General features: G+C 38.5%; 11 protein-coding genes. 4 read left to right on the top strand and 7 right to left on the bottom strand.

Going from position 1 to position 13545, the window contains the following annotated elements; genetic code table 11:
- Positions 1-14 precede the first annotated feature (14 nt).
- On the top strand, positions 15-1064 hold the full coding sequence (locus G521_RS0101575) for an isoaspartyl peptidase/L-asparaginase family protein (protein ID WP_026896946.1): 1050 nt from the start codon (positions 15-17) through the stop codon (positions 1062-1064).
- A gap of 99 nt (positions 1065-1163) precedes the next feature.
- Here the strand turns inward: G521_RS0101575 and G521_RS0101570 are convergent, their stop codons facing one another.
- Positions 1164-2036: a hypothetical protein gene (locus G521_RS0101570; protein WP_026896945.1), complete on the bottom strand. Its 873-nt coding sequence runs from the start codon at positions 2034-2036 to the stop codon at positions 1164-1166.
- Between the two features lie 4 nt (positions 2037-2040).
- Complete coding sequence (locus G521_RS0101565) at positions 2041-3054, bottom strand: sensor histidine kinase (RefSeq protein WP_026896944.1); 1014 nt, start codon at positions 3052-3054, stop codon at positions 2041-2043.
- On the opposite strand from G521_RS0101565, the gene G521_RS0101560 reads away from it, so the two are divergent.
- A complete protein-coding gene (locus G521_RS0101560; RefSeq protein ID WP_162141778.1) occupies positions 3053-3736 on the top strand; it encodes a hypothetical protein in 684 nt (227 codons plus the stop codon). The two genes, G521_RS0101565 and G521_RS0101560, sit on opposite strands and share 2 nt — an antisense overlap.
- 63 nt (positions 3737-3799) lie before the next feature.
- Here G521_RS0101560 and cysS read toward each other — a convergent pair whose 3' ends face one another.
- From cysS to mutL, 5 genes are read right to left on the bottom strand one after another with little or no spacing between them, the layout of a single operon-like run.
- On the bottom strand, positions 3800-5263 hold the full coding sequence (cysS, locus tag G521_RS0101555) for a cysteine--tRNA ligase (RefSeq protein ID WP_026896942.1): 1464 nt from the start codon (positions 5261-5263) through the stop codon (positions 3800-3802).
- Between the two features lie 39 nt (positions 5264-5302).
- Entirely contained in the window at positions 5303-6409 is a 1107-nt protein-coding gene (locus G521_RS0101550) for an endonuclease/exonuclease/phosphatase family protein (protein WP_026896941.1), read from the bottom strand.
- Positions 6406-7263, bottom strand: a complete 858-nt coding sequence (locus G521_RS0101545) for a rhomboid family protein (RefSeq protein ID WP_026896940.1) — start codon at positions 7261-7263, stop codon at positions 6406-6408. The genes G521_RS0101550 and G521_RS0101545 overlap by 4 nt, the downstream gene beginning before the upstream one ends.
- Positions 7256-7972: a rhomboid family intramembrane serine protease gene (locus tag G521_RS0101540; protein ID WP_026896939.1), complete on the bottom strand. Its 717-nt coding sequence runs from the start codon at positions 7970-7972 to the stop codon at positions 7256-7258. The genes G521_RS0101545 and G521_RS0101540 overlap by 8 nt, the downstream gene beginning before the upstream one ends.
- An 18-nt stretch (positions 7973-7990) precedes the next feature.
- Positions 7991-9856 carry a DNA mismatch repair endonuclease MutL gene (gene mutL / locus G521_RS0101535; protein WP_026896938.1) on the bottom strand — a complete coding sequence of 622 codons (1866 nt, stop codon included), beginning with the start codon at positions 9854-9856 and terminating at the stop codon, positions 7991-7993.
- Between the two features lie 217 nt (positions 9857-10073).
- Between mutL and G521_RS0101530 the strand changes: the two genes are divergently transcribed.
- Together G521_RS0101530 and G521_RS0101525 are read left to right on the top strand one after the other, a co-directional pair.
- Positions 10074-11702 (top strand): amidohydrolase, encoded by a 1629-nt coding sequence (locus tag G521_RS0101530; protein ID WP_026896937.1) that lies wholly within the window; start codon positions 10074-10076, stop codon positions 11700-11702.
- Positions 11686-13536 carry a serine hydrolase domain-containing protein gene (locus G521_RS0101525; RefSeq protein ID WP_245580816.1) on the top strand — a complete coding sequence of 617 codons (1851 nt, stop codon included), beginning with the start codon at positions 11686-11688 and terminating at the stop codon, positions 13534-13536. Before G521_RS0101530 ends, G521_RS0101525 begins: the two co-directional genes overlap by 17 nt.
- Positions 13537-13545: the final 9 nt, after the last annotated feature.

Raw genomic sequence — 13545 nt, 5'->3', positions numbered from 1 at the left:
AATTTAGAGTCATCATGAAAGTCATAATCAGCAAACTTGTTCTCAGCGTTTTTTTGGTATGTGTGTGCAGCAGCATGGTTTTTTCTCAAAACAGTAAAGATCAGGGCAATTTTGTTATGGTTATCCATGGCGGTGCGGGCACTATTCTGAAATCTCAAATGACACCCGAAAGAGAAAAAGCATATAAGGAAACTTTAACTCAGGCATTACAAACCGGCTATGATAAGCTTAAAAAAGGGGAAAGCAGTTTAAATGCAATTGAAGCTACGGTAAGGATCATGGAAGATTCGCCTCTGTTTAATGCGGGTAAAGGGGCAGTATTTACAAATGAAGGTAAAAATGAACTGGATGCAGCTATTATGGATGGCAAAACATTAATGGCCGGATCTGTTGCAGGAGTAACTACCATAAAAAATCCAATTACAGCAGCCCGGGCAGTAATGGAAAAATCTGAGCATGTGATGATGGTAGGTTCCGGAGCTGAAAAATTTGCCAGGGAATCGGGAGTTGAGATTGTAGATCCCAAATACTTTTGGACGAAATCCAGATGGGATGCTTTGCAGGCTATTAAAAAGGAAGATTCTACAAAAACCGAGCTTGATCATGGCAATAAGAAATCCATGAAACTGGGAGTTGAAAATCGCGATCACAAATTCGGTACGGTTGGTGCCGTAGCATTGGATCTTAATGGAAATCTGGCAGCAGCTACATCTACCGGTGGCATGACCAATAAAAAATATGGCCGTGTTGGCGATGCACCTTTAATTGGTATAGGTACGTATGCCAATAAAAATGTTGGGATTTCCTGCACTGGATGGGGGGAATTCTTTATCAGAAATGTAGTAGCTTATGATGTTGCCGCTTTGATGGAATATAAAGGTTTATCTGTGAATGATGCGGCAGAAGAGGTAGTGATGAAAAAAGTTCCTGCTTTAGGCGGTGACGGCGGATTAATTGCTCTGGACAAAAAAGGGAATGTATCCATGCCTTTCAATACCGCAGGTATGTACCGCGGAACGGTTACTAAGGATGGCCGCATTGAAGTGTTTATATACAAAGATTAGATTTGCTGTTTTTACATCAGGCCGAACGTTTTTTGATTTAGTGATGATGTGATCTTTGGTCCTAGTCTCCTGCTGAGTATTGAGATCAATAATTATAAATTATTCCCCGGCCGGGCTAAATACCTCAACGGTAACATTCCATTTATGCCCGTCCTGTACTTCCCAAATACGAACATAGTTATATTTGCTTTCTTTACCCTTATAAGCAATTGTAGCGGTACCGTAAGTATAGGCCAGGTCGCTTCCAAGAGCACGGTCGGCTTCAACAGGTTCTGTAGCAATCTGAAGTTCCTGATTTCTTAAAAAGTCCGTAATATTGGTTTTGCCAATAATGGGCTCATAACCGGGAAATAACAACCGGGCATCATCACCTAGAAAGACATTATAAGCCAGATTCTTGTAATTTTTTAATGTGGCAGAAAATAGCTCATCGCTGGTTAAGATCATTTCTTCTCTTTGCTGTAATCGTTTTACAGATCGCTGGTTAAAAAAGCGTGTGTTTTTGGGATCTGTAAAGTGTAGTTTCTCTTCAGTTTTGGGTTTATCATGAGGAATACCTAAGTCTATGGCCAGCTTCCAAACGCCTTTGCTGTTCATTTTCCATACAGAAAGATATTGTCCGTAAGTGGTTTTCTCATCTTCCAAAGAAGTTTTAAAAATATACGGGCCGGTTGTAAAACCCCAGTCGCCACTTTTGGAAATCTTTGCCAGAGTAGGATGCCATGATAGCTGACTGTCATCCCCGTCCTGCTTTCCAAAATATTTTTCTGCTTTAACAGGATTAGGTCTGAATACGATGGTGTTTTCATCACTTACTGTTAAAAAGGCTTTTTTAACTCCTTTCTCTTTGGCTATTCCGGCAAAATAGTTTTCAGCAGCAACTAAAGAACTTACAGTACCGTTTGACGTTTGTGCGTAAATAGCGCCTGCAGGTAGTAGGAAAAAAAGTAAAATGGAAATTTGTTTTCTCATGAAATTAAGAAGAAATGTTTTCTTTCGGTCGGGGTAAAACCAGTTCAAACCTTGCACCTTTATCTGATCCATCACTGTAAGCATGAATTGTGCCATGGTGATTCCGAATGATTTTGCTGCAAAAGTATAGACCAATACTATCTTCCGATTCTCTGAAACGATCCGGATTATTTAATGTTGCAGATTCAAAAAAATGTTTTTCTTCGATAAATCCGGGCCCATTATCAGTTATCTCTACAAACAGATTGTGTTCATCCTGCCGCCCGTTAATCTCAACAATTCCACCTTCGGGCGAAAACTGCATTGCATTAATCAGCAGATTTTTAAATACCAGCAGAAGAGCATCCGGATTTGCCTGAAGTACAGGGTTCTCCTCAATATTTATTCTTAAACTAACTTTACCATCGGGTATAATCTCACGTACCTCATTAATGGCTTTGTCCATCAAATTCTTTAACGAAACCTGCTCATGATACTTTTGATTTTCGGCATCTGAATTCATTAATATCAATAAAGTACCTACCATATCCAGTTCTTTTCTTGCTGATTTTTCAATCATTTCCAGAAAAGGCTGTATGTCCGGAAGTTTATTCATCTCCTTGATCATGCTTGCAACCAGGATCATACTGCTTAAAGGACTCCGCATGTCATGCGACAGAATACTTCTGAAATGCTTTTTTTCATTCAGATGATCTTCTGTATCGTAATGATCTGAAATCAGTACCGGATCAGATATCTCTTTTTTGGAAACTTTATCTGCAGAAATATGCATTGCCAGATTAAAGCCCCGGATAACTAAAAAAATAACTAAAAGTGTTATTAGCGCACTTATAATTATGAATATGCCTGCAAGGGAATTAATTGGGGCGGAGGTAAGGATTAAAAATGCTAAGGTTGAAAATAATAATATTGACATTGCGCCAATAATATATATCTTAAGTTTACGTAAGTTTTGGATCTCTCTTTCAGCAGAACCATAATAGTTAGAATTCATCTCAGACAGAAATGTTAGTACCATGAAAAATAGATTCTTTAAAAAAATCTACATCATTAGTATGTTAATAATTATGCCGCTTTTAACAAAAGCGCAAAATTCCCTTCTATATGATATTACAGGTCGACCCTACCGGGAAACGAGTTATACCAATATTGAAGGAAGCCCTTTTCTAACTGACATTTGGATTAATGGAACTGTAAAACTATTAAATGGAAAAGTATATAAGGATGTGCTGTTGAAATACGATCTGGTTGCTGATGAGCCTATATTTCAAAGCAAAAATCAACAGCCATTGCGTTTTGTAGAGCAAGTGGCAGAATTTAATCTCGTTTTTCCTGAAACAGATAGTTTACAAGGAAGATTGTTTAGAAACGGATTTAAGAATACAGATACCTATACTTCAAAAACTTTTTATGAGGTACTTGAAGAAGGAAATATGACCTTATTGAAACGAATAAAGCAAGAGATTAATGAAGTGCGGCCATTCAATTCAGCATCGGTTACTCGAAATTTTTTAGAGGCGGAGGCTTACTATATATTTCACAATGCAGAGATAGTCAGATTTAAAAAAGATAAAGCAGGACTTCTTACCCTTACGGGTGATCAAGAACCTATGGTGGAAAAATTCATCAGCCAGAATAAATTGAACGTGAAAAATGAAGCTGATTTAATTCGTATTGTAAAATATTATAATACTCTGTGATAATATTTCCAAAAAAAATGGCTGACCGGGATGCGGCAGCCATTTTTTTTAATCTTAAAATTCTTAGATTTTACTCCAGCTCGTTTCTTCTTTATTATCCTTTAACTGAATCCCCATTTCATTTAAACTAATCCGGATCTTGTCAGATGTGGCATAATCTTTTGCAGCTTTTGCTTCGTTTCTGAGTTTAATTACAAATTCCATTAATTTATTTATGTCATTAGACTGAGGAATTTCTTGCTGCAGACCCAGGATATCAAATACGAAATTATTCATCAGTTTTTTCAATAAAGCCAGATCTGATTCTGTAACAACTGCTTTTCCGTCATAAACGCTGTTGATAAAACGCACCGCTTCAAATAATTCTGAAAGCAATACCGGACTGTTAAAATCATCATTCATTGCAGCGTAACAACGCTTTTCGAGATCCTGGATATCCAGGCCTGACTTCTCACCTGATGGTTTTAGCTTATTAAGTAAAGCAATAGCAGTCATCAATCGTTTAAAACCTTTGTCGGAAGCATCTAAAGCGTCATTTGAAAAATCCAGAGTGCTGCGGTAATGAGCCTGTAACATAAAAAACCGTACCGCCATAGGTGAATAACCACGCTTTAGCAAAGGGTGCTGGCCGGTGAAAAGTTCACCCGGAAGGAAACCATTACCGGCAGATTTAGACATTCGCGTACCGTTAACAGTCAGCATATTGGTGTGCATCCAGTATTTTACCGGTTGGGTATGATTGCAAGCCTGAGACTGAGCTATTTCGTTGGTATGATGTGTTGCTGCCAGATCCATTCCGCCTCCGTGAATATCAAATCTCTCGCCCAGATATTTATTACTCATGGCAGAACATTCAATATGCCAGCCCGGGAAACCTACGCTCCATGGAGAAGGCCAGTGCATAATGTGCTCGGGCTTGGCTTTTATCCATAAGGCAAAATCCAGACGGCCTTTTTTTTCATCCTGTCCGCCTAAAACACGGGTACCTTCCAATAAGTCTTCAAGCAAACGATTGGTAAGCAGGGTATAATTATGTTCTTTACTATACTTTTCTACATCGAAATATACTGTTCCGTTTACTTCATAAGCGTACCCGTTATCAATAATCTGTTTCACCATTTCTATTTGCTCAGAAATATGGCCGGTAGCTGTAGGTTCTATGTTGGGAGGTAAGGCATTAAAAAGCCGCATCACATCGTGAAAACCTAAAGTGTATTTCTGAACAATTTCCATGGGCTCCAGCTTTTCAAGCTTGGCTTTTTTAGCAAACTTATCGTCGCCTTCATCGCGGTCGCCTTCCAGGTGACCTGCATCGGTTATGTTGCGAACATAACGGACTTTAAACCCTAAATGAAGCAGGTAGCGGTAAATGAGATCAAATGATACAAATGTTCGGCAATTGCCCAAATGCACATCGCTGTAAACAGTAGGTCCGCAAACATATAATCCTACAAAAGGAGCGTTGATTGGTTCAAATACCTCCTTGGTTCTGCTAAGTGTATTATAGATTAATATGTTGTTTGTCATGTTTTTTTGAATAAAATGATTGTAAGGTATTCTATTGCATTAAAATTCCAAATCACTTCTTACGGGGTAATGGTCTGATAGTTTTTTGTCAATTATAAGATAATTTTTAACATTTACCTCTTTAGAAACCAGAATATAATCGATCTGAAAGTTTGGAAACTCTCCGTTATATGTTATCCCAAATCCGCTTCCTTTTTCTCTGAATGCATTTTTTAATCCATCAGACATGTAATTTACAGTGAAGGAAACAGGCGTATCATTAAAATCCCCGACTACAACAAAAGGACTGTTTAATTCTTCTGTGTGTTTTTTAACCAGCTTAACCTGATCGCTGCGCTTTAAAAACGCTCTTTTAAGCCGGCTTCCAATCCTGCGGGATGATTCAACATCTCTTTCCTTGGTAATCCCCTTAATATATTTATAATCTTCGGGTTTGAAATTTATAGACTGAAAATGAACATTATATATCCTGACAGGCTTATCGTTAAATTTTACATCCACAAATAGCGCTTCATTACCCTGAACATCTTTAAAGTGAAGAATCCCTTTATTTTTTATAGGCAGTTTAGAGAAAATGGCCATTCCAAGTGTTTCGTAGCCATTATCAGTGCTTGGTTCAAAATAATAATGTTCTGTGTCCATAATTTCCTGAATCAGCTTGATGAAATTATAGTCGCCCTTTTTGCGGGAGAAGAATTCCTGGATACATAACACATCGGGCTGCTCTTTTCTGATAAGGTCCAGGATCTGGTCCTTGGTAAATTCGTCATTCTTATCGCCGAATTTTTTAAAGTTGTGCACGTTATATGTCATCACACGTAAAAAATTTTGCGATGATTTAGGAACTGCTATAGCTGTTGTTTCCCTGAAACCAATATGGCTTGCCACAAATTTATAGCCCGTTAAAATGCAAAGAAATGAAAGCAGTGCAAATTTTGGCGAACGGATAAGCCAGTAAATAATAAAGAGAACATTAATAAAAAAGAATGCAGGATAAGCCAGGCCAAAAAAAGCTAATGGCCAGAAAGTCTGCGGATCAACAAAAGCAGCGCAGTAAGAAATTAGCAGCATTATTGCAGCCATTACGTTGGCTACAAAAACACTTTTACTAAAAAAACTAAATTTTGATTTTTTTTTGCGGATCATTCTTTTTTGCTGGCATTAAAAAGTTGCTCTTTTTCTTTCTTACTCAGGCTTTCATAACCTGATTTGGAGATCTTATCCAGAATGGTATCAATAATATCCTGATCCGGAAGATTACTTCTTTTTACCGGCGCAGTATCGGCCTTTTTAACTACCGTGAGTTTTCTTTTTTTGAGGAACATTTTACTCCAGTCGTTTCCGGCCCGAAGCTGTTTAATATATAAAAACCCAATAAAAGCACCTCCCAAATGGGCAATACTTCCGCCGGGGTTTGCTCCCGCTATTGCAAGTATATCCAAAAGAACATATACCAGGGCGATATATTTTAATCGGACAGGTCCAAGAAGCAACATGCTGATAGTATAATCCGGTAGTAAGGTAGCCGTTGCCACAACTATAGCCATAACACTAGCAGAAGCCCCCAGTAATGACGAATACTCAATTTCATCCTGAAAAGCAGGAAATACATAGTAGGCTGTTATGAAAAATAATGCACCCGCAATTCCACCGGCAAAATAGAGGAAGGTAAATTGTTTCTGATTTAAAAAATCAAGGAAAATCCGTCCCAGCCAGTACAGCCAGAGCATATTGAAAAGGATATGAAAAAATTTTTGGTGACCGAACATATAGGTAATGATGGTCCAGAATTTTGGAGCCAGCTTTGGTAAATAGGCCGGCATGGCAATATGGCGAACGATGAGATCAGTTGTTGTTGTACTTTTGTTAAATAAAAACTCGCCAACCGCAATCAATCCGATAGCTACAAACACCATCACATTTATCCCTATAAACAGGAATAAGCGGTTTCCTGATTGGAATACCTTATAATATAACTCGCTAAAAACAGATCTATTCATAAAAATTACCCGGTCTTTTCAGGTTCCACAATTTAACAAGAATAAAACCAAATAATGCTCCGCCTAAATGGGCAAAATGCGCAATCGAGTCACCTGCAAATTGAGCAACTCCCAAAAAAAATTCCAATAATATGTACACCGGTATAATGAACTTCGCTTTTACCGGAACAGGAATAAACATAATAAATAATTCTGCATTTGGGAATAGCATTCCGAAGGCGATCAGCAAACCAAAAATAGCGCCCGAAGCTCCAACCATAGGTGTGAAATATATTTCACTTAAAGTTTTAATGGCTTTTGTATCAGCCGACTGATAAGTTGCAGGATCGATTATTATACCACCTGTAAAACCATAAATTTCTATAGCCTGAACCACCATTTGCAATGCTAAAGCACCCAAACCGGTTATAAGATAAAAGTTTAAAAATCTTTTGGATCCCATGATGCTCTCAACCGTGGATCCAAAAGTGAATAATGCAAACATGTTAAATAATATATGAGCAAATCCACCATGCATAAACATGTATGTAATTAGCTGCCAAACGCTGAATTTTGGAGAGTCAAAATAATATACACCAAGTAATTCAATCAATGATATTCCCTTGCTTTCAAAAATAGCGGTGGCAATAAAAAAGATGATATTAATAATAAGGAGGTTTTTTACAACCGGCGGAATATTTGAAAAGGGAGATGATCGGAATGTACTCATGTATAATAGGTATGTGCTTTAGTTTTTGTCAAATTTTTGTATCAATTCATCTAAGGTGATAGTTATGATTACCGGTTTTCCGCTTAAAGATGCATTCGGCATTTCGCAGGCAAAAAGTTCATCAATCATCATATTCATTTCCTCTGCAGATAAGGAGGTGCCGGTTTTTATAGCAGTATTTCTGGCCAATGTTCGGGCCAGATTATCTCGTTTATTTAATTTTAATGCCAACTGATTATTTTTAAAACCCTCTATCAGATGTTCCAGCATTTCTATTTCGCTGATGTTGCTGCTAATGTCTGCCGGAATTCCCTCTACTATGACCGTATTTTTTCCAAATTCCCTGATCTGAAATCCCAATGCCTGAATATCCGGCAGCAAATCTCGTACAAGTTCAAAATCCCCCAGATTTAACGTAACAGTTTGTGGAAACAAACTTTGCTGACTGGCACCTTTCCTGTTTTCAAGCTGTTCCAGAAAGCGCTCGTATAAAATCCGCTCATGCGCCGCCTGCTGATCAATCAGCATAAATCCGGATTTAATTTGCGAAATAATAAAACGGTTATGTAACTGAAATATCTGTCTTTCGCCGATTTTTTTTATAGACTGGTTGTCTAAATCAATGCCGCGGTTTCCGGGCATTTCAATCTCCTGTTGCTTATGACTATCAGATTGAACGATTTCATACAAAGACCCCCAGTTCTTTGCTGAAGTTCTTTGGGTTTCACCCGAACTCCGTAAAAAAGGGATTTCCCGTTCGGTGTTTTTTTCTGATGCAAAAGGGTTAAAATCAGGATTAAAACTAATTTGCGGTGGAACTATATCTTCCTGAGCTTTCAGCGTGATCATCTGGCTGAAACCAGTTTCCTGATTAAAATCGAGTGTGGGACTGATGTTGTATTTACCAAGCGCCCGCTTTACCGCAGAGCGGATAATTGCATAAATGGCTTTTTCATCCTGGTATTTAATCTCGGTTTTGGTAGGATGCACATTGATGTCGATTTTTGTCGGATCAATTTCAATAAATAACACATACAGCGGAAAACTCTCCGGAGGCAAAACTTCGCGGTAAGCAGTTAAAACTGCATGATTTAAATAAGGGTCTTTTATAAAACGATTGTTGACGAAAAAAAACTGCTCGCCCCTGGTTTTTTTTGCAAACTCGGGCTTGCCAGCATAGCCTTTTAACTGAATAATGGTGGTATCTTCTTCTACCGGCACTAATTTTTGATTATAGGCATTCCCGAACAGATGGATGATACGCTGTTTCAAACTTCCCTTAGGTAAATGAAAAACCTCATTACCATCATGGTGCATGGTGAAAAATATATCGGGTTTAGATAAGGCTACTCGCTGAAATTCATCAATTATATGACGCATCTCGACCGAATTTCCTTTCAGAAAATTACGGCGGGCCGGAGTATTGTAAAATAAATTTTTAACGCTGATACTGGTCCCCGGCATAGCAGACACCGGTTCCTGACTAATCAGTTCGGATGCTTCTATACAGATACGGCTTCCCAGTTCATCATCATGCCGGCGGGTTTTCAGTTCAACCTGGGCAATGGCGGCAATGGAAGCCATGGCTTCGCCGCGAAAACCCATGGTACGGATGGCAAAAAGATCTTCCGCTTTGCGAATTTTAGAAGTTGCATGCCTTTCAAAACACATCCGGGCATCTGTAATGCTCATGCCGCATCCATTATCAATAACCTGTATCAGTGATTTCCCGGCATCCTTAATTAATAATTGGATTTTATCAGCGCCGGAATCAATGGCATTTTCAATCAGTTCTTTTACTGCCGATGCCGGTCTTTGCACTACTTCACCTGCGGCAATTTGGTTGGCCACAGAATCGGGTAAAAGCTGTATTATATCAAACATAATTGCCGCTAAAATAGCTAATTTATTTTGCTCAGCTGCTGATTTGTATGGTGCAGCCTTGTAATTTTGAGGTAATATATTTTAGTTTTGTGAAGGTCAGCTCACTTAGATAAAGGTTTTAAATTTCAGAGCTTGCCGGATTGCATATTTTAAAATATGGCAAAGTTAGATTTCCTGTTTAAGATTAATCTTCGTCTCTATGGTTTATATTTACCGCATGAAAACCTTTTTATTTTTATTGTCGGCTGTTTTATTAGCCTCCTGCTCCACAAAAAAACAGGCCGATCTGCTTGTTTTTAATGCCAGAGTTTACACCGTAGATGACCAGTTTTCTGTTGCCGAAGCATTTGCTGTTGCTGATGGGAAAATTCTGGAAGTCGGGAAATCTGATGACTTAAAAAGAAAATACGAATCTAAAGAATTGCTGGATGCCGAAGGTAAATCCATTTACCCGGGTTTTATAGACGGACATGCACACTTTTACCGGTATGGTGAAGGACTTCAGAATGCAGACCTGGTAGGAACTCAAAGCTGGGAAGAGATTCTCGAAAAGTTAAAAGTATATGCTGTTGAAAATAAAGAAGGATGGATCATTGGCCGGGGATGGGATCAGAACGACTGGTCAGAGAAAAATTTTCCTTCCAATGAAAAATTAAATGAACTTTTTCCCAACCGTCCGGTGGTTTTAACCCGGATAGACGGTCATGCTATTATCGCCAACCAGGCCGCTTTATCTTTGGGAAATGTAAAACCTGGTCAGAAAATGGAAGGTGGAAATATTGAAATGGTTAACGGTAAACTGACCGGTATTTTAATAGATAACGCTCAAAATTTGATCTACTCAAAAATCCTCGGGTCAAATGCAACCCAGTCCAGAGAAGCTTTGCTTGATGCGCAGAAAAATTGTTTTGCTGTAGGCTTAACATCAGTTGTTGATTGCGGACTGGACTTTCCGACTGTCGATATCATAGATAATCTGCAAAAAAGTAATGATTTGAAAATGCGTATATACGTTATGCTTTCAGATGATTCATTGAATTATAATTATCTTTTTAAAAAGGGCGCCGTTAAAACCGATAGATTAAATGTCCGCTCATTTAAGGTTTATGCCGATGGTGCTTTAGGTTCTCGAGGAGCCTGTATGCTGAAACCCTACACAGATAAACCCAATCAAACCGGTTTTTTGCTAAGCAGCAGCAATCATTATGAAAATGTAGCCCGTAAAATTTACGATAAAGGATTTCAAATGAATACCCATGCTATTGGAGATTCGGCGAACAGAGAAATATTGAAAATTTACAGCCGTATATTAAATGGTAAAAATGATTTACGCTGGAGGATTGAACATGCACAAGTTCTGTCTCCTGACGATTTTAAATTATTTGGCGAAAATAATATCATCCCATCAGTTCAGAGTACGCATGCCACTTCTGATATGTACTGGGCCGGAGATCGGATTGGTGCAGAGCGGTTGAAATCTGCGTACGCATACAAGCAATTGCTGCAGCAAAATGGCTGGCTGGTACTTGGAACAGATTTTCCGGTAGAGAATATAGATCCCATGCTCACGTTTTATGCTGCAACTGTAAGAAAAGATTCCAAAGGTTTTCCTGATAAAGGTTTTCAGATGGAAAATGCCTTAAGCAGGGAAGAAGCATTACGCGGCATGACCATTTGGGCTGCTAAAGGAAGTTTTGAGGAAAAGGAAAAAGGCAGCATTGAGGCCGGAAAGTTTGCTGATTTTATTATTATGGATCAGGATATTTTGAAAGTTGAAGACAGCAAACTATTAAACAGTAAAATTTTAAAAACTTTTGTAAATGGTGAAAATGTATTTAGTAAATAAACTGATGAAATTATATGTGCCTTTTCTGGCCATTTGCATAGTGCAAATACTTTCTTTAACTGCCTGTGCAAAAAACTCAGACCATCGTGAGAACGAGAAGAAGCTTTTTGAAGATAAAGTTTTGGAGCGAAGTACGGTGTTGCTTAACAATCAAAAAAAGATAGTTCCTTTAAAAAACATAGAGGCTTTAAAAATTGCGAGCGTAAATATGGGCTCTGTTTACTCTTCTGTGTTTGACAGCTTATTGAACAAGTATTCCTCGGTCAGCAGTTTTTCTGCAACAGCTTATAATTCTGATTCCTTAACTCTTGACGACCTGAGTGATGACCTGAAGTTTTTTAATACGGTAATAATACAACTTACTGATCAATCGGTTAAAGACCCTGCAACTATTGGATTTTTGCTTGACAATCAGCGTAATAAACAGATTATAATCTGTTTAAACGGCGATGATAAAAGTTTAAAATTACTTGACGCAATCAATGCACCGGTTATCTGGACAGAGAAAAAATCAGATGAGGCCGCAGCGTATACAGCACAATTGGTTTTTGGTGGCGTTTCCGCGAAAGCAAAACTGAAAAAAAATATATCTCAAAAATATACTGATGGAAGCGGATTTGAAACCTCTGTAACCCGTCTTAAATATTCTGTTCCCGAAGAAGTAGGAATTAATACTTCGGATCTTAATCCGATAAATGATATTGTTGCCGAAGCAATACGCGAAAAAGCAACGCCGGGAGCAGTGGTAATGGTTATTAAAGATGGAAAGGTGATCTTCAACAAAGCATATGGAAGTCATACCTATGCCGCTACTATTCCTACAAAAATTACCGATATTTTTGACCTTGCTTCTATCACTAAAATTTCTGCTACCACCATGTCTGTGATGCATCTATATGAGCAGGAAAAGCTGAAACTGGATACAAACATCGGCGCTTATATTCCCAAAGCCCGTAAAAACGGTAAAAATGAAATAACCGTTAAAGAAGTAATGATGCATCAGGCAGGATTTGTGCCCTTTATTCCTTTTTATAAAAGTATAAAATCGACGGATTATCAGTCAGATTCTTCCTCTGCTTATCCTGTTAAAGTAGCAGATAATTATTATCTGCGTAAGCGGTATTTTGAAGAAGTAATGTGGCCACAAATGCTTAAAAGCCCGGTTCTAACCCGCGGCAAATATGTTTACAGCGATTTAAGCATGTATTTTATGCAGGATATTGTTGAAAGGCAATCGGGCCAGCGCCTTGAAAACTATGTTCAGAAAGAATTTTATCAACCATTGGGGATGAAAACTGCCGGTTTTAATCCCAGAAACCGATTCTCGAAAGATCAGATCATCCCCACTGAAAATGATATTCATTTCAGGAAAACCTTATTGGAAGGATATGTTCATGATCAGGGAGCGGCAATGGCAGGGGGAGTTGCAGGTCATGCGGGTTTGTTTGCAACCGCAAATGATCTGGCAATTCTGTATCAAATGCTTTTAAATCGCGGCAGTTACGGCGGCCAAACCTATTTTAGACCTCAAACTGTGGATTTATTTACTGCCCGTCAATCTCCGGCCAGCCGAAGGGGTTTAGGCTTTGATCGCTGGGATCCGGAAAGTAAAAACGGCTATCCGTCTAAACTGGCATCGAGCGAAACGTATGGTCATACGGGTTATACCGGAACCTGTGTTTGGGTAGATCCGAAGTATAATTTGGTTTATATTTTCTTGTCGAACCGGGTAAACCCGGAGGTAAGTGATCAGTTGTCGAAGTTAAATATCAGGAGCAGAATTCAGGACGTAGTATATAATTCTATTATTAAAAGTGATATTGCAGGTAAATAAGGGTTTTAA

It is taken from the genome of Daejeonella oryzae DSM 19973 (assembly GCF_000422945.1).
In the GTDB taxonomy this organism is placed as follows: Bacteria; Bacteroidota; Bacteroidia; order Sphingobacteriales; family Sphingobacteriaceae; genus Daejeonella; species Daejeonella oryzae.
This window is presented reverse-complemented; position numbering and strand designations above follow the sequence as displayed.

Coding starts and splice junctions, on each gene's coding strand:
- G521_RS0101565 (WP_026896944.1), bottom strand. CDS start 3,054: ATGGTACTAACATTTCTGTCTGAGATGAATTCTAACTATTATGGTTCT.
- G521_RS0101525 (WP_245580816.1), top strand. CDS start 11,686: ATGTATTTAGTAAATAAACTGATGAAATTATATGTGCCTTTTCTGGCC.
- G521_RS0101545 (WP_026896940.1), bottom strand. CDS start 7,263: ATGAATAGATCTGTTTTTAGCGAGTTATATTATAAGGTATTCCAATCA.
- cysS (WP_026896942.1), bottom strand. CDS start 5,263: ATGACAAACAACATATTAATCTATAATACACTTAGCAGAACCAAGGAG.
- G521_RS0101530 (WP_026896937.1), top strand. CDS start 10,074: ATGAAAACCTTTTTATTTTTATTGTCGGCTGTTTTATTAGCCTCCTGC.
- mutL (WP_026896938.1), bottom strand. CDS start 9,856: ATGTTTGATATAATACAGCTTTTACCCGATTCTGTGGCCAACCAAATT.
- G521_RS0101575 (WP_026896946.1), top strand. CDS start 15: ATGAAAGTCATAATCAGCAAACTTGTTCTCAGCGTTTTTTTGGTATGT.
- G521_RS0101540 (WP_026896939.1), bottom strand. CDS start 7,972: ATGAGTACATTCCGATCATCTCCCTTTTCAAATATTCCGCCGGTTGTA.
- G521_RS0101550 (WP_026896941.1), bottom strand. CDS start 6,409: ATGATCCGCAAAAAAAAATCAAAATTTAGTTTTTTTAGTAAAAGTGTT.
- G521_RS0101570 (WP_026896945.1), bottom strand. CDS start 2,036: ATGAGAAAACAAATTTCCATTTTACTTTTTTTCCTACTACCTGCAGGC.
- G521_RS0101560 (WP_162141778.1), top strand. CDS start 3,053: ATGAAAAATAGATTCTTTAAAAAAATCTACATCATTAGTATGTTAATA.